16 protein-coding genes and 1 pseudogene are annotated in these 23,514 nt (G+C 33.0%); all 17 read right to left on the bottom strand.

What is annotated here, in order from left to right; all coding sequences use genetic code 11:
* Positions 1 to 2: 2 nt before the first annotated feature.
* Positions 3 to 2,756, bottom strand: a complete 2,754-nt coding sequence (locus tag CLJU_RS01615; protein WP_041704998.1) for a type I restriction-modification system subunit M — start codon at positions 2,754 to 2,756, stop codon at positions 3 to 5.
* A complete protein-coding gene (locus CLJU_RS01610) occupies positions 2,749 to 2,973 on the bottom strand; it encodes a helix-turn-helix domain-containing protein (protein ID WP_013237012.1) in 225 nt (74 codons plus the stop codon). Before CLJU_RS01610 ends, CLJU_RS01615 begins: the two co-directional genes overlap by 8 nt.
* Before the next feature lie 334 nt (positions 2,974 to 3,307).
* Positions 3,308 to 3,568: a recombinase family protein gene (locus CLJU_RS01605; protein ID WP_013237010.1), complete on the bottom strand. Its 261-nt coding sequence runs from the start codon at positions 3,566 to 3,568 to the stop codon at positions 3,308 to 3,310.
* Between the two features lie 299 nt (positions 3,569 to 3,867).
* Positions 3,868 to 5,298, bottom strand: a complete 1,431-nt coding sequence (rlmD, locus tag CLJU_RS01600) for a 23S rRNA (uracil(1939)-C(5))-methyltransferase RlmD (protein WP_013237009.1) — start codon at positions 5,296 to 5,298, stop codon at positions 3,868 to 3,870.
* Positions 5,299 to 5,569: 271 nt separating this feature from the next.
* Positions 5,570 to 7,327 (bottom strand): pyruvate kinase, encoded by a 1,758-nt coding sequence (gene pyk / locus CLJU_RS01595; RefSeq protein WP_013237008.1) that lies wholly within the window; start codon positions 7,325 to 7,327, stop codon positions 5,570 to 5,572.
* A 30-nt stretch (positions 7,328 to 7,357) separates the two neighbouring features.
* Complete coding sequence (gene pfkA, locus CLJU_RS01590) at positions 7,358 to 8,314, bottom strand: 6-phosphofructokinase (protein ID WP_013237007.1); 957 nt, start codon at positions 8,312 to 8,314, stop codon at positions 7,358 to 7,360.
* A gap of 215 nt (positions 8,315 to 8,529) precedes the next feature.
* A complete protein-coding gene (locus CLJU_RS01585; protein WP_013237006.1) occupies positions 8,530 to 12,006 on the bottom strand; it encodes a DNA polymerase III subunit alpha in 3,477 nt (1,158 codons plus the stop codon).
* A gap of 6 nt (positions 12,007 to 12,012) precedes the next feature.
* A pseudogene (locus CLJU_RS01580) lies at positions 12,013 to 13,316 on the bottom strand (DRTGG domain-containing protein).
* Positions 13,317 to 13,327: 11 nt separating this feature from the next.
* Positions 13,328 to 14,278, bottom strand: coding sequence for a DNA-binding protein WhiA (gene whiA / locus CLJU_RS01575; protein ID WP_013237005.1), 951 nt, complete (start codon positions 14,276 to 14,278; stop codon positions 13,328 to 13,330).
* Positions 14,279 to 14,291: 13 nt separating this feature from the next.
* Positions 14,292 to 15,620 carry a gluconeogenesis factor YvcK family protein gene (locus CLJU_RS01570; RefSeq protein WP_013237004.1) on the bottom strand — a complete coding sequence of 443 codons (1,329 nt, stop codon included), beginning with the start codon at positions 15,618 to 15,620 and terminating at the stop codon, positions 14,292 to 14,294.
* Complete coding sequence (gene rapZ, locus CLJU_RS01565; RefSeq protein ID WP_013237003.1) at positions 15,617 to 16,501, bottom strand: RNase adapter RapZ; 885 nt, start codon at positions 16,499 to 16,501, stop codon at positions 15,617 to 15,619. Before rapZ ends, CLJU_RS01570 begins: the two co-directional genes overlap by 4 nt.
* 121 nt (positions 16,502 to 16,622) lie before the next feature.
* Positions 16,623 to 17,537 (bottom strand): UDP-N-acetylmuramate dehydrogenase, encoded by a 915-nt coding sequence (gene murB, locus CLJU_RS01560; protein WP_013237002.1) that lies wholly within the window; start codon positions 17,535 to 17,537, stop codon positions 16,623 to 16,625.
* A 204-nt stretch (positions 17,538 to 17,741) separates the two neighbouring features.
* On the bottom strand, positions 17,742 to 19,610 hold the full coding sequence (gene uvrC / locus CLJU_RS01555; RefSeq protein ID WP_013237001.1) for an excinuclease ABC subunit UvrC: 1,869 nt from the start codon (positions 19,608 to 19,610) through the stop codon (positions 17,742 to 17,744).
* A 17-nt stretch (positions 19,611 to 19,627) separates the two neighbouring features.
* Positions 19,628 to 20,236 carry a metal-dependent hydrolase gene (locus tag CLJU_RS01550; RefSeq protein ID WP_013237000.1) on the bottom strand — a complete coding sequence of 203 codons (609 nt, stop codon included), beginning with the start codon at positions 20,234 to 20,236 and terminating at the stop codon, positions 19,628 to 19,630.
* 142 nt (positions 20,237 to 20,378) lie between these two features.
* On the bottom strand, positions 20,379 to 21,806 hold the full coding sequence (locus tag CLJU_RS01545) for a peptidoglycan D,D-transpeptidase FtsI family protein (protein WP_013236999.1): 1,428 nt from the start codon (positions 21,804 to 21,806) through the stop codon (positions 20,379 to 20,381).
* A gap of 4 nt (positions 21,807 to 21,810) precedes the next feature.
* Complete coding sequence (locus CLJU_RS01540; RefSeq protein WP_013236998.1) at positions 21,811 to 23,013, bottom strand: FtsW/RodA/SpoVE family cell cycle protein; 1,203 nt, start codon at positions 23,011 to 23,013, stop codon at positions 21,811 to 21,813.
* A 52-nt stretch (positions 23,014 to 23,065) separates the two neighbouring features.
* A complete protein-coding gene (locus CLJU_RS01535; protein WP_013236997.1) occupies positions 23,066 to 23,506 on the bottom strand; it encodes an FHA domain-containing protein in 441 nt (146 codons plus the stop codon).
* Positions 23,507 to 23,514 lie beyond the last annotated feature (8 nt).

Here is a 23,514-nt window from a genome sequence, read left to right as displayed (position 1 = left end):
GTCTATACCCCCAAAATCTTCTTCAATTCTTCTAATCCCTCAATATCTGCCACACTGCCAACAAGCTTATCAATCATATTTGATAATTTCGCACTTGTGTTTTCGATATCATGTTCAATATCGGAAAATGTAGTGCAATATTTATCGTGTAGATGAATTACTTTGTTAATCAGCTCTCCGATGATTTCATCTGGAATAGCAAAAAGGGAATCTACTAATGGCTTTATCCATTTTAATTCTAACAAACGCAAAGATTCGTCTTCATCCAGATTTTCAATGGTTTCTTTGGTCTTAATATGGAGGGCTTCCGATTTCTGTTTTAGATCTTTTTTAGCCTGGCTTTCTTCTTCCATAAGAGATAATACGGTCATCACTTTCTGTTCAAAGGAATCTTTCGGGAATTCATACATCCTTTGCAATTCGCTTATTCTACTAATAACAGAACCTTTCTTATATGCTCCATCAGAACCTTGTTCCATTAAATTCCACGAAACTATATCACATTTATTTACATAATCTAGCTTTTCTTTTTTCTTTGAAAGGCTTAGATATCCTCTTAATGCTTTAATTTCATCATTTTCCACATCGCTGAGGGCTTCTGCAACAAAACTCTTAACTTCTTTTGCTACAAAAGCATCGTTAGCTTCATTCAACACACTGCTTTCTCTTTCTTCTTCATCAAGCGAATCAATAATTTCACCATACAAAGAAGTGATTTCAGTTAATCTTTTTTCTATTGCCTGAAGTTCTTCTAAATCTTCAGTAAGAATCTCTCTCTGAACCAAATCAAAAGGCAGTATATGACCCTTCCACCCATCTTGTACCTCTGGAACCTCATCATCGTTAGCTTCTTTCTTCTTTAAAATCATGTTAGGATCCACTTGATTGATAACCTCAAAACCTTCTGACTGAATCATTTCCAAATCTGTTGAAATCACATCCCAATTATCCGAAAGTATCTGGTACGCTTTATACTTGTCAGCAAGTTTTACATTTTCTATTCTTATAAAAATATCCTTGCTTACCTTTTCTTTCTCATGCTCAGCAGATACATCAAGAATTTCTTCAATCAAATCATTTTTAAGTTCTTCATAAAAATTACCAAATTCATTTGAGAATGCCTGTTTATAGATTTTCAATGACTCATGAGAGGTAATAGCCGCTTTAATATCATCGCATTTCACAGCTAAATATTCATTAGAAATTTTCCGAAAAATTGCATCTTTGAGTTCGGGAAAAGCCTCCCAATACTCAAATAGTTGGTCTACTTCCTTTACAGGTATTCCACCAAACATAGTCGCATGAATATCCCAACTTTCTGCAGGTTCTAAGGAATTAACATAGCGAGGGATATTAAGGTTATAGCCATTTTCTCGGATGGTTTCCTTAGAAACAAGAGTCGAATACTTTTCAATGGATTCTCTGCTCTTAACAGTGTCAGCAATTTTTTTAATGTCACAGGCTCTCAATTTGTTATTCTTTCCAACTTTCTCAAACCCTTTAGATGCATCTATAATCAACACGTCTGAAGTAGGGCGAATTCTTTTAAGGACCATTATAATAGTAGGAATACCTGTACCAAAGAAAATATTTGGTGGTAATCCGATAATTGCATCTATGCGGTTTTTTTCTATAAGTTTCTCTCTGATTTTACCTTCCTCTCCACCTCTAAAAAGTACACCATGGGGAAGAACGATTGTCATGATACCATCGTCCTTTAGGTGATACAAATCATGCAATAAAAATGCATAATCAGCCTTACTCTTTGGTGCAACACCATAATACTTATATCGTGGGTCAAATTCTTTATCAGATGGATCCCATTTTTGTGAGTAAGGTGGATTAGAAACAACGGCATCTACTGGTATAAATTTATATGTTTTATCCTTGTCGGTATCCTCAAAAAAAGGCCAATCATCCTCTAATGTGTCACCATTTCTCACATTTATATTTGCAGGACTGATGCCACGCATAACCAAGTTCATTCTTGTGAGGTTATAAGTATTTTCCTTAAGCTCCTGTGCGTAATAATCTATCTTGTTTTCTCCATCTATAAATTTTGCAGCTGAGTTACCAATATTTATCAGCAACGAACCCGACCCAGATGTAGGGTCATATATTTTAATTTGCTTTCTATTTTTCAAATGTTCTGCAATAATTTCTGACATTAAAACAGAAACTTCATGCGGAGTGTAAAATTCTCCTGCTTTTTTACCTGCGTTGGCAGCGAACATACTAATTAGATATTCGTAAATGAACCCAAGAACATCATAATCTTGCTTTCCATCCATAGGAATTTTTCTTATCAATTTAAGAAGACTTTTTACAGCCTTTGTTTGTGCTTGTGCAGTTTCTCCAAGCTTAGATAAGCCTGTCTGCAATGTATTGAAAATTTTCTCAAACACTTTTCTATATACATCATCAATGTTACGATCAAAAGCAGATAATGCATCCCTAACATTCGATATATCAAAATCATTACCTTTCTTAAGCCAAGTTGAAAAAAGATTTTCATACGCAATAAAATATCCCAAATTTTCTCTTACATGGGATGCGTACTTAACATCATCTTCTGTAACTTTTTCAATATCTGCATCGGTTAATCTTTCTTTTCTAAAAAAGGCCACCTCTTTCTCAGATAAATATTTGTAGAAAATAAAGCCAAGAATAAAATCCTTATACTCATTAGCCTCAATTTTTGACCTCATTTGGTTTGCCGATTCCCAAATAGTTGATGCAAGCTGCTGTTTATTCATCTTCCTTATCCTCTCTTTTCACGTAAATTAATTCAATGTCATACCCCAAGCCTTCCATAATCTGCACAAAAGTTTTATTTAATACCCCATCATTCTTTTTCACAATTCGATTTATATACTGACCTGTCTTGCCAATTTTTTCTGCAAGGCCCATCTGAGTAGTATCATTTTCCAGACATTTCATTTTTATATCCTTTTCAATGTTATTTAATACCATCTTTGTCCTCCATTTCCTTACAAGGATATTCTAGTACTGTCAAGTTTTAATTGTCCGTTTATACTATAACACAATATCGTTTGAATTTCAGCACAAAAAAGATGATTTTATAAACATAATAGGTTTTTTGCATTTTATAATCATAAAGTAATCTACTAAATTCACCAATATCAATTCTATCTCCACAACCTATCCATTTTAATCCTGTCAACTCAACCCTAAGGTATTTCTATCGTGGATATGTTTGGTTCTGATTTATCCAATAAAAAATCCGAGAGTCAGAGTTTTTACTCCGGCCCTCGGAAATCCTTTTATTTCAAGGCTTTTTAACCCTTTACCTATCTTTTCGCTTGGTGCCATTTTCTGCTGTTGTCACATTACTACGGCGGGTCTTTTCAATTTGTACAGCCTTAAATTTTTCATCTGAAATAATTGCTGGATTATTATCTTCAACAAGATAATGAACTTCACTATTACGCGAATTGAAAATTCTAATTATTCCTATATATTTTTCATTACTTAAAATAACGTCAATAGTACACTTATTAACCCATTTTTCTTTACCCATAGGAGATTTAATTCCAAGCTGTTCCAACTCTGCTACTTATCATTTTAGCCGATCTTACTTAAATATTGATTAATCTAAACCGTTAATTTACCCAAATTTTCCTCTAAAATATCTAATCCACTCACTCAACAAAAACACATCTAACCTACCCACTCAACCTACCAAATATCTAATTTGCCTACTCAACCCTAAAGTCACCTAATCCTTATATATACTACATTAGGACATAAAAATAAGAGCTCCTAAAACTAAAAGTACTCTTTGCAAAAACAGCAAATTTGCTTCTAATCTTGGGAACCCTTTATTTATCAGTGCTTCACACACTCTTATTTTTCTTTTCGTGACATCAATACTACCGTCTCCACGTGAGCAGTCTGTGCAAACATATCCACAGGCTGTACTTCTTTAGTCATATATCCGAGCTCTCTCAACACTGCTAAATCCCTGGCAAGGGTTGCAGGATCACAGGACACATAAACTACAGTCCTTGGTTCCATATCTGCAATTGCCTTAAGGAGCCCCATATCACATCCCTTTCTTGGGGGATCAACCACTACCACATCAGCCTTTATTCCTTTGCTTATGAGCTCTGGTATCACTACCTCAGACTTTCCCGTTATAAACTCTACGTTATTTACCCCATTTTGCTCCGCATTTATCCTTGCATTTTTTATGGCTTCATCGATTATTTCCACACCATATACTTTCTTTGACTTCTGGGATAAAAATAAAGATATAGTTCCCGTACCACAATAAGCATCAAATACAACTTCATTCCCACTTAAGCCTGCATATTCCAATGCTTTACTGTAAAGCACTTCCGTTTGAATAGGATTTACCTGAAAAAATGAAAGAGGGGATATATTAAATTTAAAATTACCTATAGCATCCCTTATAGTATCCTGTCCCCATAGATTTACACATTTTTTACCCAATATCACATTAGTTTTATTATTATTTATATTATGTACTATACTCTTTACTCCAGATATGTTCTTACACATAAGTTCTACAAGTTCTTTTTTATGAGGCAAGTTTTCAGTAAAAGTTACAATTACCAGCATAATTTCACCTGTAGCAAATCCTTTTCTAGTCATTATATGTTTTATAGTACCTCTGCCTGTTTTTTCATCATAGGGTTCTATATTATACTTTTCAATCCAATCTCTCATAAATTTTACTATTTTATCTGAAGTTTCGTCTTGAATGAGGCAGCTTTCCATATCTATTATTTCATGACTTGCCTTTGCATAAAATCCTATATTTATTTTTTGATTACATTTACCTACTGGCAATTGTACTTTATTTCTATATCTATAGGGATTTGTCATACCTAGAGTGTTATACAATTTTACTGAAGTATCTTCACTGCTTTTCTCTAAAACATTATCTTTAAATATTCTATCCTGTTCCTCTACTTCAAATTTTCCTATTCTCTCTAAGCAATCTTTTACCCTCTTTTTTTTGAAATCAAGTTGCCCTTCATAGGACATATGCTGAAGCTGACATCCACCGCATCTTTTATATATACTACAGAGAGGATTTGCCCTATAAGGAGACGGTTCAAGTACCTCCAGCAATTTTCCAAAAGCAAAATTTTTATTTACCTTTATGACTTTTACCTTTACCTTTTCTCCCTGAATAGCTCCCTGTATAAAAATTGTAAACCCGTCTACCTTTCCAACTCCCTCTCCCTGGTATCCCATGCCATCTATTTCAATTATATATTCTTTATTTTTTTCTATTTTTTCACTCATATATTCACCTACTTAAACAAAATCTAAAACTTTTCATTATTAATTCTTAACTCAACCACAACCAATACATAGTCCAATTTATGATTCAAAATTTCCATAAGTACAGTATACAATTAAAGGAACACTTTGTACAAACAAAAAAAATTGCACCCGCAAAGGTGCAAAAAATAGAATCAGTTGTCTTACTTTCTCTGTTATATAATTTTAGCCATATATTGTTATATTATACATTAAAGTTATGTTAAATTTCAATAAATATTTAAAAATATAACTACATTATATTTACTCTGCCGTTATATACTATTCCTCTTATGACGTCCATAGTAATAAATGTGCCTGTCTTTAATATTTCAGTGGCACCTCCTGCATTGCAAATAATAGGTATTTCTCTTGTAAGACATTCAATGGCAAGGTGAGAGGTTAAGCCACCTTTTTCTGATATGATTCCTGCAACTCTATCCAAAATATTAATATATCCTTTATCCAAATCTTTAACTACTAAAATGTCGTCCTTTTCAACTACTTCATCTGCTTCTTTCGGACTACTTACTATCTTTGCAGTTCCATAACCCGGTCTAGTCCCTGATCCTCTTCCCTGAGCTAGTATATCTCCTACTATATGAACTTTAAGCATATTTGTAGTTCCAGAATAGCTTACAGGTATACCTGCTGCTATGATTACCAGGTCTCCTTTTTTTACATATCCACTTTTCAAAGATATTTCAACAGAATTGTCTATCATTTCATCTGTAGACTCCACCTTTTTGGCAAGTATTGGGAATACGCCCCAATTTAAAGCAAGTCCCCTAGCTACTTTACCACTTGGAGTTACAGCTATAACATGACATCCTGGCCTATATTTTGAAACCATTCTAGCAGTATTACCGCTTTGAGTAGCTGTTATTATAGCAGAAGCTTTTAATTCCGAAGCTGTAGTACATGCAGCAAGGCTTATAGCATTTGGTACATTTTGTATATGTGCTTCTCTCTTTTTCTCAAGCAAAGAATCATAGTTAATTTGCTCCTCTGCTCTCTTAGCTATCCTTGCCATAGTTTTAGCAGCTTCCACAGGATATTTTCCATTAGCAGATTCTCCACTTAGCATTATAGCATCTGTACCATCAAATATAGCATTAGCTATATCAGAAGCTTCTGCTCGTGTAGGTCTAGGATTTCTTATCATGGAATCAAGCATCTGTGTAGCAGTTATAACAGGCTTTCCTGCCTTATTACATTTTTCTATTATAAATTTCTGAATCATTGGTACTTTTTCTATAGGAATTTCTACTCCCATATCTCCTCTTGCTACCATTATCCCATCAGAAAATTTTATTATTTCATCTATGTTGTCAACGCCTTCTTGACTTTCTATTTTAGAAAATATCTGTATATCTTGTCCTCCATTTGCTTCAAGTACTTTTCTTATAGCCATAACATCAGCTGCTTTTCTTATAAAGGATGCAGCTACCATATCTACTTCCATATAACATCCAAATTTCAAATCATCTTTATCTTTTTCAGTTATGGCAGGAATAGATATAGAAACTCCCGGTACATTTACACCTTTATGATTGCCAACTGCCCCGCTATTTTTAACTGTGCAATTTATTTTATTTGCTTCAACACTTTCAACTTCAAGTCCAACTAGACCATCATCAATAAGTATGCTGTCGCCCTTTTTTACATCATTGCTCAATTCAGCATAAGTTATGGAACATTTAGTCTCATCGCCTAAAATATCTTCTCCGCAATAAACAGTAAACTGCTGCCCTTCTTTCAATTCTGCCTTATCTTCCTTAAAATTACCCGTTCTTATCTCAGGTCCCTTTGTATCAAGCATTATTGCTATTGGCTTATTGTATTTTTCTCTAAGTTTTTTTACCATATTTATTCTCTTCTCATGTTCTTCATGATCTCCGTGAGAAAAATTATGTCTTGATACGTTCATTCCAGCCTCAATAAGCTCTGACAAAACCTCTTCTGAACCACTTGCAGGGCCAATGGTGAAAATCATCTTTGTTTTTTGCATAGTAACACACTCCTTAATAGAAAATATTATTTACGCTAGCGCATAAGCTATCTCATAAAGCTTTTCGTCAAACCTTCTTGGCTCACTTAGTGCCTCGTCTATATCCAAATCAACAACCTTTCCGTTTCTAATTCCAACAACTCTAGAAGATTTGCCTTGTTCTAACAATTCGACAGCTCTATATCCAAATCTTGAAGCTAAAATTCTATCTGAACAAGTAGGACTTCCTCCTCTTTGAATATGTCCAAGTTTTGTAGCTCTAGTTTCTATACCGGTAATATTCTCAACCTTCTCAGCTAAAGCTTCAGCTCCACCAATACCTTCTGCAAGTAATATTAAATTGTGCATTTTTCCTTTCATCTTTGCTTCTAATATACTTCTACACAATTCTTGTTCATCATATCCTTTTTCAGGTAAAATTATATTTTCAGCTCCACCTGCAAGTCCAGAATAAAGAGCTATATCTCCACAATTTCTTCCCATAACCTCTACAATGCTTACTCTTTCATGAGAGGTAGAAGTATCTCTTAACTTATTTATAGCATCTAAAACGGTATTTACTGCTGTATCAAATCCTATGGTAAAATCTGTATATGCCAAATCATTATCTATAGTTCCAGGTAATCCTATAGTAGCTATCCCTAATTTAGATAATTCATGTGCTCCCCTGAAAGATCCATCTCCACCTATAACTACTAATCCATCTATTCTAAATGTTTTTAATATATTTACTGCTCTTTCTCTTCCCTCTTCTGTTTTAAATTCCTTAGATCTAGCAGTTTTTAATATAGTTCCTCCTCTTTGTATAATGTCTGCAACACTACTCCTCTGCATGGGTACTATTTCGCCATTCATTAATCCACTATATCCTCTTTTAATTCCCATTACGTTTAAGTTTTTATCTAGAGCTGTCCTCACTACTGCCCTTATAGCAGCATTCATTCCAGGAGCATCTCCTCCACTTGTTAACACAGCTATTGTTTTCATATGCACACCCCCTATGACCGCAGGGACTATTTATGTCCCGCTTTAGTTAAAACCAACTTAATTTACTATAATTACAATCATAATTATAACATACAATTATGTACTTTTCACCACATTATGAACTTTATTCAAATAAAATTCTAACAACCAAAACATTATAAAAATTTCTTTCTTATAGTATTTTGGTTGTTTTGTCACAAAAATATACTTCTTATCTATATAATTTTTACATTATTATCTCCAAAGCTTTTTCTTAGAAAAGACATAAGTTCCAAATCAGATTTTATCCATAATTCCCTATCCAACCTAAACTTTTTTCTTTCCTTTTTTGTACACAAATATACGGGAATATTTCCTTTAAAGTTTACAAATACAGGTCTAATTCTCTCTAAAGCTTCCTTTAAAATATCTTGATCTTCAATCAAAATATAAAGTTTTTCTGTATCTATTCTCACCAGAGGCTCTATAACTTCGCAGAGAAGCTTAGGCTGTTCATCTTCCCTTACGCTTACTCTACCCTTTGCTATAATCATATAATCATCTTCAATTAGACTTCTAACTCTCTGAAATACTTTTGGAAATACTATTATCTCCATAATTCCATAAAGATCTTCTAACTTTGCAAAAGCCATCATATCATTATTTTTAGTAATTTTTTTAGATACTTCGGAAAGTATTCCACCAACTATAACTCTATCACCATCATTTACTTTAGCTTCCTCTACAAAATTATCTTCTAAAGTTTTCCTACCTACTATGTCAGATATTTTAGTATCTGCCTGCAATTCTAATGTTCTTGCATATTCATCCAGCGGATGTCCTGAAAGATATAATCCAGTCATTTCCTTTTCCATAGCCAGCATATCTAGCTTTTTAAATTCTTCTATAGAAGGATATTTTATTCTTACACTACTATCTTCAATTTGAGAAAATAGGCTCACCTGTCCTTCTATATTCTTTTTTCTAGAATTTATAACACTGTCAATTACTTTTTCATGTACTGCTATAAGTTGAGATCTCAGCACTCCAAAACAGTCAAAGGCGCCTGCTTTAATTAAACTCTCTACTACCCTTTTGTTTATGGAATCCAAGTCTATACTATTACAAAAATCCACTATATCTTTAAACTTACCATGTTTGGACCGTGATCTGACTATACTATCTATTACATTCTCACCTACATTTTTTATAGCAGACAACCCAAATCTTATATTCCCATCTTCTACTGTAAACTTTGTACAACTTTCATTAATACTTGGAGGCATTATTTCTATTCCAATACTTTTGGCAAACCTTATATAATAGGCTACTTTTTCACTGTCTCCTTTTACACTATTTAACATAGCTGCTGTAAACTCAGTAGGATAATAATACATTAAATACGCTGTTCTAAACGCCACTACAGCATAGGCTGCAGCATGGGATTTGTTAAATGCATAGGATGCAAAATCCATCATAGAATCAAATATGTCATTGGCTATTTTTTCAGATATACCATTGCGCACACAGCCTGGTACCTGTATTTCACCTTTTTCATCTACAATTCCATATACAAAATTATGTCTCTCTTCCTCCATAACATGGTGTTTCTTTTTTGACATAGCACGTCTCACCAGATCACTTCGGCCCATGGAATATCCTGCTAAATCTCTTACAATTTGCATTACCTGCTCCTGGTATACCATGCATCCATAAGTAACAGAAAGAATGTGTTCAAGCTGAGGGGTTACATATTCTATTCCCTCAGGGTTATTTTTGTTTTTAATATATTTGGGTATTTCTGACATAGGTCCTGGTCTATAAAGACTTATTCCTGCTATTATATCCTCCAGAGAATCTGGTTTTAGTTCCTTCATAAAAGAACTAAAACCAGGTGATTCAAGTTGAAATACCCCTACAGTTTTTCCTTCACCTATCATATTGTAAACAGCTTTATCATCATAATCTATAGTATCTAAATCAATTTCTATACCCTTATCCTCTTTAATCATTTCAACAGCATCTCTTAAAACAGTCAACGTACGCAATCCTAAAAAGTCCATTTTGAGAAGTCCTAGCTCCTCCAGAGTATTCATAGTAAATTGTGTAACTATATTATCTTCATTTTTTTGAAGTGGCACATAATTTACAAGAGGTTCTGAAGCTATAACAACTCCTGCCGCATGGGTAGAGGTATGCCTTGGAAGCCCTTCAAGTGCTCTAGCAATATCTATAAGTTCTTTAGTTCTTGATTCACTGTCATAAGCTTCTTTAAACTCAGGATTCATGTCAAGTGCTTTATCTATAGTTATATTGGGAATTGAAGGTATCATTTTGGCTATTCTATCTACTTCCCCATAACTGTAATTCATCGCTCTGCCTACATCTCTTATACACATCTTGGCTGCCATGGTTCCAAAAGTTATAATTTGAGACACACTGTCTTTTCCATACTTTTCTACCACATAATCTATTACTTCTCCACGCCTTTCATAACAAAAATCACTGTCAATATCCGGCATAGAAACTCTTTCAGGATTTAGGAAACGTTCAAATATAAGCTTATATTTTATAGGATCTATTTTAGTTATTTCAAGTGTATAGGCAACTATAGAACCTGCTCCACTTCCTCGTCCAGGTCCTGTCATTATCCCATTTTTTCTCGCAAATCGTATAAAATCCCATACTATAAGAAAATAGTCAACATAACCCATTTTCTTTATTATGCCTAGCTCATATTCCAGCCTACTTTTCAATTCATCTGTTACATCATTATATCTTTTATAAAGTCCCTTATAGCATAAATCCTTCATGTACTCATAAGGATCTGTGTCTTCCGGTAGAGGGAATTTAGGAAGCTTTGATTTATGAAACTCATAGTCAAAATTACATTGATCTGCTATTTTAATCGTATTCTCTAGAGACTCCGGCACATTGGAAAACATATCATACATCTCATCTGGCGACTTTAGATAAAATTCATCTGAAGGATATCTCATTCTATTTTCTTCATCTACAGTTTTGCCAGTTTGTATACAAAGCAAAATATCATGAGCCCTGTAATCTTCCTTTTTTATATAATGAACATCATTTGTGGCAACTAAAGGTATGTTTAATTTTTTAGACATAGAAATCAACTGTTCATTTATCTTGAGCTGAGCCTCTATACCATGATATTGAATTTCCAAATAAAAACCATCTTTAAAAGCACTTTTATAAAACAAAGCTGTCTCTTCAGCTTTATCTATATTTCCTTTTAATATATTGGATTGAACTTCACCACTCATACAAGCACTTAGTGCTATTAGCCCTTCACTATGATTTTTCAAATAATTATGGTCTACCCTTGGTTTATAGTAAAATCCTTTTATAGAAGCTGTAGATACTATTTTCATTAAATTCTGATATCCTTCTTCATTTTTCACCAAAAGCACCAGATGGTAGTTTTCATTTTTGCCATTGTTTTGCTTTATAGTCATATCTCCCTGAGATACATATATTTCGCAGCCTATTATAGGCTTGATTCCCTGTGCCCTTGCTTCTTTATAAAATTCCACACATCCGTACATAACACCATGGTCTGTTATTGCCATACTATCCATTCCCAGTTCTTTTGCTCTGGCTATAAGTTCTGGAATTTTAGCTGAAGAATCCAGGAGGGAATATTCCGTATGTTGGTGTAAGCTAACCCATCTATGTTTTCCTTTGTCCATTAAACATTACCTTCTTATCATTTTTGCAGATAAAATGCTTTTCCCAACTATATCCTTTTTATCATTAAGCATACTAACTTCTACTTTGCAATAATTTATACCTTTGCCTATTACATCTACATATATTGTAATTTCATTATCAATTTGTACGGGCTTCATAAAATATGTATTTATATTATCTACAAGTATATTTGCATTGTTTTTCTGTCTCAAGATTACAATTGCCATAGTGGACAAAAGCATATTTAAGGTACCCCAGGAACCTGTCCCCATAGAATCTAGCATTTCTGCAGTTATTCTTCCTGTAAAGCAATTTCTACCATCCTTAACCTGAAATTCAAATTTCTTTAGTATGGAGTCTTCAAGAGTTTCTGCTAGTTGAGGCTGCCTTGCCATGTACTGAAGTGCCTTTATCACATCTTTCCTAGTTATAACTCCTATTAGTTTTTTACCTTTTACTACAGGAAATAATTCTATACCATCCCACCCCATTATATGAGCTGCATAAGCTACTGTAGTTTTAGGCGTTACTGTAATTGGTTCCTTAGACATCACCCTGCCTATAACTTCATTATCAGAACCATGACTTGGTAAATCCTTTGGTGCAACAATTCCTACTAGTTTATTTTCATCATCTACTACAGGATATCTGTCATGCTTAAATTCTTTCATCATTTGCTTCCATTTAAGTACCGTATCCTTAACGTTAAGATAAGATGGATTAATTTGCATTATATCTTCTACAAGCACTATTTCTTTTTTTATTAAATTTTCTGAAATAGCTTTATTTATCATACTAGCTACAGTAAAAGTATCATAGCTAGTAGATATTATAGGAAGGCACTTTTCGTTAGCTAGGTTCTTTATCTGATTACTGCATCCAAAGCCGCCAGTTATAAGGACTCCTGCATCGTTTAAAAGGGCAAGTCTTTGGGCTTCTTCTCTGTTTCCTATTATGACTAAACAATCTTTTTTATATATTGCTTCATGGCCTCTATGGTCATAGCTCCTATTATAAATCGATGTAGTATTTTATGTACTCCATTTTTTCCCCCAAGCAAACTTCCATCTACTATATTTATTACTTCACCATAAGTTAGAGACTCCATATTTTTCTTTTCAACTTTTTCAATTCTCACAGTTCCTACTCTTGGGATTGTAGTAACTATTCCAAGGCTATCTGAATCTTTTATAGCTCTATATGCCGTTCCATCACTAACCCCTAACTCACTTGCTATACTTCTCACTGAAATTTTAGTACCAGTTTCTAGTGAAAGTATGTACTTGATTATATCCTCATGTTTTGACATATAATCTGTGCCTACCTTTCTTTTCTCAGTTCATCTGCTATTTTCTCAATTCTCCTAAGTCTGTGATTTACTCCAGATTTACCTACTTTAGGATTCAACATTTCACCTAATTCTTTTAAAGATTCATCCGGATAATTTAACCGAAGTTCTGCAATATCCCTTAAGTTTTCAGGCAGCCTGTTTAACCCTATCTCTTTTTGTATAAGCTTTATACTCTCCATTTGTCTTACTGCCGCATTAACAGTTTTACTCAAATTTGCAGTCTCACAATTCACCAGCCTATTTACATTATTCCTCATTTCCTTCATTATCCTTATGTTCTCTAATTCCAAAAGAGAAGAGTGTGCTCCTATTATATTCAAAAGATCCACTATTTGCTCTCCTTCTTTAATATACACTATAAAACTACTCTTTCTCTGTATTACTTTAGAATTCAATCCATATCCATTTATAAGTTTACTTAAATCCAATGCATAATCACTGTCATGAGTCACAAATTCAAGGTGATACGTCTTTTCTGGATTACTTATACTCCCACCACCTAAAAAAGCTCCCCTTATATATGCCTTTTTTAGCTTTTCATTTTCCTTAATATCTTCTGTTATACTATAATCCAGTGAAAAAACATCTTCTTCCTCCTTTAAAAGTCCTACTTTTTTAAGTATGGATCTTACATCAGCATCTTCTGTTATCATTATTACATACACATTATTTTTTTTTAAAGAATTACTCTTTTTAACCAGGATTCTAGTATGTATATGAAAAATATCCTTCAATATCTTAAATATGAATCTGGCAATTGCAGCATTTTCAGTAATTATCTTAAAGCTAAACTGCCTCTTTCCTCCAAGCATCAAAGTTCCACTAACCTTCATTATGGCAGACAATTCTGCTATAGCTTCTTCCTCATCTATATTTGAGTACCTACAAACTTCATTTTTTACTTTCAATGAAAATGACATATATATCTCCCACTTATCTCCTATTTTCCTTTAATCTTTCTGATAAATAAAAATATTCTATTATCTTCTTTCTATCAAATAACAGCTTTTTATCCATAATAGTTTCTATAAGTATGGAAGCCAATTTTTCAGAATTATGTCTTATAAGTCCATTCTTAATACTTATAAAATCTCCTTCAATTACTTTTACCCCCATAGAAGCTACTAAATCTTCATTTATTTTAACTAAATGAGATTCTTCTTCTTTATATTTCCCTTCTAACTCTGTATTTATTTTACCTACATTTATAATTACATAATCTATTATGGGAGCACCCACATGATTAAATATAGCACTAATATGGTCTTCTACAGAAAATCCATCCGTTTCTCCCGGCTGGGTCATTATATTTGAAACATAAAGCTTTACAGCATTTGTATTTTGCAGTGCACTAGCTATATCACCAACTAAAAGATTTGGTATTACACTCGTATACAAGCTACCTGGTCCAAGTATTACTGCATCGGCTTCTTTTATAGCTTCTACGGCTTCTTTTAATGCCCTAGCACCTCTAGGTTCTATAAAAATTTTATCTATTGGACTATTTCTTTCTATTGCTTTTTGGGGAATATTTGATTCTCCCTCTACAATAGATCCGTCTTTCAATCTGGCCTTTAAAGTTAAATTGTCAAGGGTAACAGGCATTACCTTACCTGTTACCGCAAGTACAGAACTCATTTTATGGACGGCTTCTTCAAAATTTCCGGATATTCCATCCATAGCTGCCAAAAATAAATTTCCAAAGCTCTGATTTTTCAATCTTCCATCCTTGAATCTATACTGGAGTAAATCTTCCATAAGTGGCTCAGTATCAGCAAGTGCCATTATACAGTTTCTTATGTCTCCTGGTGGGAGCATTCCAAGATCTTCCCTTAAATCCCCGGAACCTCCTCCATCATCTGCTACAGTTACTATAGCAGTTATATTAGACGTATAGTATTTAAGTCCTCTTAGCATAGTGGAAAGGCCAGTTCCTCCTCCAATAGCAACAATTTTAGGACCTTTTACCAAAAGACGTTTTTCATATATTAAATTTTCTAACTTTCTGGAATCTAATGACACACTTAAATATCCTTTATTTATAAGTGCTATTATAGATCTCATACCTTGAGTTATGGAAATATATACTACAAATATCCCGGATATAATTAAAAATACATAAAATGATATATAGTAAAGGCTGTAAAATCTTCTGTTTACAAATTCTATTACTCCAAATATTATAAAGAGTACTCCCATGGCTCCAAGCATAACCCACCTTTTAACTTTTATGCCAGGTCTAAGCCAATCTACAATCTTCATAATTTTTTACCACCTTTATTAACATCTTCTTCTATATCTCTATGATCAATATTAACCTTATGCCCATTGTTTTTTAGTCTATTATAAATGGCATTTGCAATAAATACAGAACGATGCCTTCCCCCAGTACATCCTATGGAGATAATCAGTTGTCTCTTTCCTTCTTTTAGATAATTTGGAATTAAAAATTCTAACATACTTTCCAGTTTATTTATAAATTCATTAGTCTCCTTAAAACTCATTATATATTTCATTACAGAGGTATCCTTACCTGAATATTCTTTTAACTCAGGTATATAGAAAGGATTTGGTAAAAATCTCACATCAAATACTAGATCTGAATCAACAGGTATGCCATATTTAAATCCAAAAGAAAGTACGGTAATCATAAGCTCTGTTTCCATCTGTCCTTCTTCTGAATATATCTTAGTTATCTCTTCTCTAAGTTCCCTAGTTACTAAATTAGATGTATCTATTATGTTGTCTGCCCTGTCTTTCAATTCTCTAAGTTTGTTTCTTTCCATAATTATACCATTTAAAATTCTTCCGTCAGGTGCTAGAGGATGTTTTCTCCTGGATTCTTTGAATCTTTTAATAAGTACTTCCTCTGAAGCATCTAAAAACAATATTTCATATTTATAACCCTGCTCCTTTAGATAATTCAAGCTTTCAAATATGTCATTAAAAAATTGACCTCCTCTTATATCTATTACTAGGGCTATTTTATCTATTTTCCCATCAGTTTTATAGCATGCTTCCGCAAATTTCGGTATTAGTGTAGGAGGAAGATTATCTACACAAAAGTACCCTAAATCTTCTAAACTTCTTATAGCCTGAGTTTTTCCCGCTCCAGATAATCCTGTCACTATAACAAATCTCATAGTCACATCCCTCCATTTAAAAATATTTTTACTTTTTCTAATTATATCACAACAAACTACAACAATAAATACAACCTAAAAAGGGGAACCAGTGCAATACACAGCACCAATTCTCCGCTCTCTACTCTTCCCCTATAACTCTAACTTCAGTATACAAGTCTACATTAAATTTTTCCTTAACTTTATGCTGTACAATAGCTATTAAATCTAAGATATCTTTTGCTGTTGCACTTCCCTTATTTATTATAAATCCTGAATGCTTTTCAGATACTTGGGCGCCACCTACACTCTTTCCCTTTAATCCACTGTCTTCTATAAGTTTTGCAGCAAAATACCCTTCTGGTCTTTTAAAGGTACTTCCTGCAGATGGATATTCTAGAGGTTGTTTTTCATTTCTCCTTCTATTCAAATCTTCTACACGGTTTTTTATCTTCTCATAATCCCCATGCTCCAAATTAAAGGTTACTTCTAGGACAGTATATTTGTATTTCAAAATGGAACTGCTTCTATATTCTAACTCTAATTGTTTTCTATCTAATACTTTGATTTTTCCTTCATTATCTATGACTTTTGCACTTTCTACAACATGTGAAATTTCGCCATTATAAGCACCTGCATTCATTGTAACTGCCCCACCTACGCTTCCAGGTATGCCACAGGCAAATTCAAAACCTGATAGCTTGTTATTAAGGGCAGTAGTTGAAATATCCTTTAGCGATACACCGCTTTCTGTAATAATCTTATTGTCCTCAACTTTAACTTCATTTAGTTTTATAAGTTTAATCATTATGCCTCTTATTCCGCCATCTTTAACAAGTAAATTAGAACCATTTCCCATTATATAATAAGGTATATTATGTTCTTTACATAACGTTATAACATCTACTACTTCCTGAAATTTTTTAGGAGTAACTAATATATCTACAGGACCTCCTACTCTAAAAGAAGTATGTTCCTTCATAGGTTCGTCTATTTTTATGTCTTCTTTATCTAATATTTTCTCTAAATTTGTAGCAAAATCTTTAAACTTATTCATTATAAATATTCTCCTTGAAAATTAAAATTAAGCGTTACACTATGTAATTATAATATACAATGCAATTACAAATTGTATCATATTTTCTTTTATCTATCAAACTAAATTTTTTCCCAAAATAAAGTTAAAAATATAGGATTTATAAACAGAGTTATTGACATTAGATGAAGTTTTAACTCCATCTAATGCTTAGAAATCCTATATTTAATTTTCATTTTTTTTAAAGTATGAAATTATGCTTTCCGCCGTACGTCTATCTATTGAAGGCGTATCCATAAGTTCATTCATGGTAGCTTTTTTTATATTCTCTATACTCTCAAATTTTTTTAACAATTCTTTTCTTCTCTTGTTACCTACATTAGGTATGTCTTCTAATACAGAATGAAGTACTCTTTTATTTCTCAAACTCCTATGATAGGTTATTGCAAACCTATGAACTTCGTCCTGTATTCTAGCAATGAGTTTAATTACATTAGAATGCGGAGATATCAAAACTTCTTCATTTTTATATATAAGTCCCCTAGTCCTATGTCTATCATCTTTTACCATTCCACACACAGGTATGTCTATATTAAATTTTTTTAACACCTCCAAGGCCGCATTTACCTGACCCTTTCCACCATCCATAAGAATTAAATCTGGGAAGGCACAAAACTTTCCTGCACTAAACTTTAAATTTCTTTTCTTTATTCTTTCTATTTCATCAAAGCCATGCTTAAATCTTCTAGTCAGTATTTCCCTCATACTATCGTAATCATTGGCTCCTTTTACGGAATTTATTTTGAATCTTCTATAATCACTGTTTTTAGCTCTTCCATTTTCAAACACTACCATAGTACCTACTGAATCCACGCCCTGAATATTAGATATATCATACGCTTCTATTCTGTGGGGTATATCTTCCATGTCTAATGCTTCTGTAAGTTCTTCAAGAGCAGTATTGTACATCTTTTTATCTTGAATTAATTTCAATTTAAAATTTTTCAAAGTTGTCTTAGCATTTTCCTCCACCATATTTAAAGTAGCCCTTTTTTCTCCTTTTTGAGGTATTTTAATATATACCCGAGCATCTTTTTTCATACTAAGCCAATTCTGGAGAAGTTCAATTTCATCAGCTTCAGGCACATATATTGTTTTTGCTATATATGCAGTTCCCCCATAAAACCCCTCTATAAAATTTGATACTATTTCACCCTTAGGCAAATCCTGAGTATTTTCTAAAATAAAATGCTCTCTTCCTATTATTTTTCCGGATCTAGAGAAAAATACTTGAACACAGCTGTCCACATTATCTGAATACATATTTATAAAATCTTCATCTTCAAATCCTCCAGTGGTTATCTTTTGTTTTTCAATTATCTTTTGCACTGCTAGGATTTTATCTCTCAGCTCTGCAGCTTTTTCAAATTCGAGTTTTTCTGAGGCAATTTCCATATCTTCTTTAAGCTTTTTACTTATGTCTCTATTTTTTCCTGATAAGAAATCCATAACTCCACTCACGATTTTTCCGTATTCCTCTTTAGTAATATATCCAGTACAAGGAGCCTTACACAACCCTATATAGTAGTTTAAACAAGGCCTTCCCTTCATTTCTCCTTCTTTTATTGATAGTCTGCAAGTTCTAATTGGAAATATCTTTTTTATAATTTCCATAGTTTCATATACAGCAGAAGGACTAATATAAGGTCCAAAATATTTACAGCCATCCTTTACCATATTTCTAGCGGATATTATTCTTGGGAAATCCTCATTTACTGTTATTTTTATGAGAGGATATCCTTTGTCATCCTTTAAAAGTATATTATACCTAGGTCTATATTTTTTAATTAAATTACATTCTAAAATAAGAGCTTCCATTTCTGAATCTGTAACTATATATTCAAACTCAGCAATATGCTTCACCATAGCCTTTACCTTTTCAGAATGATTCTTAGAATTTTGAAAGTACTGCCTAACTCTATTCTTTAAAATTTTTGCCTTTCCAACATATATTACCTCACCTAAAGAGTTTTTCATTAAATATACTCCTGGTTTATCCGGTAATACCTTTAACTGATATTCAAAATCAAACACTACATCCACTCCTAAAACTACTTACAAAATATGATTGGAAGCTTGTATATTGTAAATAAAAGTCCAAATATCATTAAAAAATCCTCTATTACACAACCAATTTTAGAATTAGTATTATAAGTTAACGGCAGTTTAAATTTTTTATTCTTAAAAGGGTAAAAAAGGGGTACCCCTCTATTGGTAACCATATCACAAAGGAGATGCATTCCATATCCTATCATAAAATAGTACACCAGATAGTGTACATTATACATGTTTCCTAAATATCCTATAATAAAAGAAAACAATATCATACCCATCAAGCTGTGAGTCAATCCATTTCTATGAGAAGACACAGCTATTATTATAAACGATATGCCAATAGCTTTAATAATAGGTGCATTAGTATAAAGATAATCGTACCAAAGTAGTCCTATCCCTAAAGAGCTATACACCATAATCTTACTTGTCTTATTTCTAAATGGAAGTATATATTTGTTTATTATACTTTTAGGGTGATCCACATCTGGAAGTATTGATGAAAATGCCACTATTAAAAGGCCTATATAATTAAATTTCCCCGGAAGTACGTTGTAAACGGACAAAAAAGTAACTATTCCCATTTCCGCATGAGTTTTCCCCTTCATATTTTCTCCTTTTTATCCTGTCATAATGTTAAATATTTTTGCATATAATTCGATAATCCGCTTATTGCCTATATTATAACATTAAATTTACAACAAATTTACTTTTTACAACAAAATTTCCCGGGGAATTTTAAAATTTCAATTATTTTCGTAATGCTGTTCTTATAACTTGCGAAGCTATAGAAGCCGCTAACTTTCCTCCCTGTCCTCCATTTTCTACAATTACCGCCACAGCTATCTGTGGATCATCATAAGGTGCAAAACCTATAAACCAGGAATGAGGTGGTGAACCAGGTCCTTCTGTCTGATTATCTGCTGTTCCAGTCTTTCCTGCTACTTCTACACCTTCCACAGAAGCATTAGTTCCTGTTCCAGATTCTACAACAGATCTCATAAGATCTTTCATAGTATTTGCTGTATTTGAAGAAATTATTTGGCCTACTTGTTCTGCTTGTATGCTCTTTACTTCTTCACCCGTACTTGTAAGCACATCGCTTACCAAATGAGGCTTCATCATAACACCACCATTAGCTATAGTGCTTGTAACTACTGCCATTTGAAGTGGACTTGCCAAATCGCTGCTCTGCCCTATAGCACTCTGAGCTATACTTCCCTTTTCATAGGATTTTAACATTGGAAATTTACTAGGTTCTACAGGTATTCCATCTGTAGGTATTTCCTTATTAAAGAAGAACTTTTCAGCAGTTTGTTTTAACCTGTCATTTCCGAGCTCAATTCCAAGTGATCCAAAATAAGCGTTGCTAGAATGAGTATATGCTTGTTTAAAATTAATACTTCCAAGAACCTCTCCTTCAAAATTGTGCAGAGAATATCCTCCACCTAAAGGAAGTTCACCATTATCCTGAAAATATCTATTTTGAATTCCTGATATATTTTCTAATCCACTTACAGCAGTTACAGTTTTAAAAGTAGATCCAGGTGGATAAAGCCCTGCCGTAGCTCTATTTAAAAGAGGTTTAGTTTTATCCTGATTTAACTGCTGCCATGTATTTGCAAGGTCATTCGGATCAAAAGAAGGTCTTGAAACAAGTGCTATTACTTCACCAGTCTTTGGGTTTAACGCCACAACTGCCCCCTTATTTCCATCAAGCAGGTCATAAGCCATTTTTTGAGTTTCCAAATCCAAAGTTGTTTTTAAACTATTTCCCACTTTCTTTTGGGATTTCCCCTTATTTTGAATAAGGCTCTTTATACTATCCTGAATATTACTGGACATTAACTGTTCATCATATTTTTTCTCAAGTCCTGTAATTCCATATTTTTGATCCACATAACCAAGTACATGGGCAAACATTGCCCCCCCTGTGTATTCCCTTTTCTGAGTTTCAGAATTTATAGGATCGCTCTTAGTAAGTGCATTACCATTTCTATCATATATGGTTCCTCTAAGCACCTCATTTCTTTTTATCCATAACCTTCTATTATAAGGACTATTCTCTATCTTAGGTCCCACTATCATTTCAAAATAAGTCATATAAGAAATAAGTGCTATAAAACATATTAAGAAGACCATCATCACTTTCTTTATATTGTTCACTATGTTATTCATAATGCTACCTACCCTCTTCTGATATCTTCTGAATTATACCCAGCGAAAAAAACGTTATTAGCATAGAACTTCCCCCCCTACTTACAAGAGGTAATGTTATACCTGTAAGTGGGATAGCATTCATAACACCACCAACTATAACTAAAACCTGAGATGCAATCATTGCACTATAACCTACTGCCAAAAGCCTTGAAAATTTATCATTCCCATAGACAGCAGCTCTCATACATCTGTAAAACAATAAAAAGTATAATATTATTATAGCAAATCCTATAAGTATCCCAAGTTCTTCACACAACACCGCAAATATAAAATCTGTAGTATTAATAGGGACGTATTCCGGATGTCCTAGTCCAAGCCCCGTTCCAGTAAGTCCCCCAGATGCTATAGAAAACATAGATTGAACAATTTGATAACTCTGATTATTAGCATAAGGCCAAGGATTTTTCCATATCATAACCCTTATTCTAACATGATTAAACAACCTATAACTTACTATTGACCCTGCAGCTGAAAGGAGAAAACATATAGCTACATACCTAAATTTAGAAGTAGCTATATACAGCATGGTTACAGATATCCCAAAAAATATAAGAGCAGATCCAAGGTCCCTTTGAATTACCATAAACACTAAGGATAGCATTACTACTGCACAAGGTATTATTAAATTTTTAAAATTTTTATAATCCTTTAATTCCGCCGCCAGATAGGCTACCAAAAATAGTTTTCCAAATTCCGATGGCTGAAACTGAATTCCACCTAGACTAACCCAGTTTTTTGAACCATTGATTTCAGTACCTGAAAAAGTACCCATTGCCATAAATATTAATGTAACTACCAAATATATATATTTATACTTGCTGAATCCGCTAGTATCCGGCATTAATACAACAATGAGTATAAATCCAGTAACTCCGACTGCAAACCAAATTATTTGTTTAATAGAGGCTGCAGTATCTATTCTATATATCATTACCATACCTATAACTGACAGTATACTGGAAAAAATAAATATATATTTATCTCCGTCAGAGAAAAATTTTCTTATTACAAAGTAAGAATATCCTATAAGAAGACAAGTTACTAGTGCCATTATCATAGCACCTTTATCAAAAGGCTGCTTTATAATTGCTAAATTAAGGAAACACACAAAACACAACAAATATGTATATCTTAATAACTTTTTTTCATCTCTAGTAGTATCCAATATTCCACCACCCACTTATTTATGATAGTTTTTAAAAACTGCTTATATTTAATCACCCTATAACTTTAAAGGATGTATTTCCAATTTTAATTTCATCACCAGAAGCCAAATAGTGCTTGCCCCTTAACTTTTTACCATTTAAAAGAGTACCATTAGTACTTCCCATGTCCTCTAATATACACTCTTTCCCATTTTTTATATAAATTCTTGCATGATGTCCTGAGGTATATGGATCCTCTAGCATAAGTTGATTATCGCCTTTTCTTCCTATGGTTATTTCCCTTCGCACTGGAATCACAGCACCTTTTCTAAGATTCGCATTTTCACCTGGATTAACTACTTCAAGTCCAAAGGATTTCCTATTGACATTTCTACCTCTCTTGCTTCCATTTTTAACATCCTTGTACATTATTCTCAGTGCCCAAAATATTATAATATATACTATACCTATGATAACAATTTTAAAAACTATACTCAATTTACTAAGATCCATTTAAATAT

Source organism: Clostridium ljungdahlii DSM 13528, from assembly GCF_000143685.1.
GTDB classification, from domain to species: domain Bacteria; phylum Bacillota; class Clostridia; order Clostridiales; family Clostridiaceae; genus Clostridium_B; species Clostridium_B ljungdahlii.
This window is presented reverse-complemented; position numbering and strand designations above follow the sequence as displayed.

Bases quoted from the DNA above. Each gene is read 5' to 3' on its own strand.
- CLJU_RS01615 (WP_041704998.1), bottom strand. From the start codon at position 2,756: ATGAATAAACAGCAGCTTGCATCAACTATTTGGGAATCGGCAAACCAA.
- CLJU_RS01610 (WP_013237012.1), bottom strand. From the start codon at position 2,973: ATGGTATTAAATAACATTGAAAAGGATATAAAAATGAAATGTCTGGAA.
- rlmD (WP_013237009.1), bottom strand. From the start codon at position 5,298: ATGAGTGAAAAAATAGAAAAAAATAAAGAATATATAATTGAAATAGAT.
- pyk (WP_013237008.1), bottom strand. From the start codon at position 7,327: ATGCAAAAAACAAAGATGATTTTCACCATTGGCCCTGCAAGTGGTTCA.
- pfkA (WP_013237007.1), bottom strand. From the start codon at position 8,314: ATGAAAACAATAGCTGTGTTAACAAGTGGAGGAGATGCTCCTGGAATG.
- CLJU_RS01585 (WP_013237006.1), bottom strand. From the start codon at position 12,006: ATGGACAAAGGAAAACATAGATGGGTTAGCTTACACCAACATACGGAA.
- whiA (WP_013237005.1), bottom strand. From the start codon at position 14,278: ATGTCATTTTCATTGAAAGTAAAAAATGAAGTTTGTAGGTACTCAAAT.
- CLJU_RS01570 (WP_013237004.1), bottom strand. From the start codon at position 15,620: ATGAAGATTGTAGATTGGCTTAGACCTGGCATAAAAGTTAAAAGGTGG.
- rapZ (WP_013237003.1), bottom strand. From the start codon at position 16,501: ATGAGATTTGTTATAGTGACAGGATTATCTGGAGCGGGAAAAACTCAG.
- murB (WP_013237002.1), bottom strand. From the start codon at position 17,537: ATGAATAAGTTTAAAGATTTTGCTACAAATTTAGAGAAAATATTAGAT.
- CLJU_RS01550 (WP_013237000.1), bottom strand. From the start codon at position 20,236: ATGAAGGGGAAAACTCATGCGGAAATGGGAATAGTTACTTTTTTGTCC.
- CLJU_RS01545 (WP_013236999.1), bottom strand. From the start codon at position 21,806: ATGAATAACATAGTGAACAATATAAAGAAAGTGATGATGGTCTTCTTA.
- CLJU_RS01535 (WP_013236997.1), bottom strand. From the start codon at position 23,506: ATGGATCTTAGTAAATTGAGTATAGTTTTTAAAATTGTTATCATAGGT.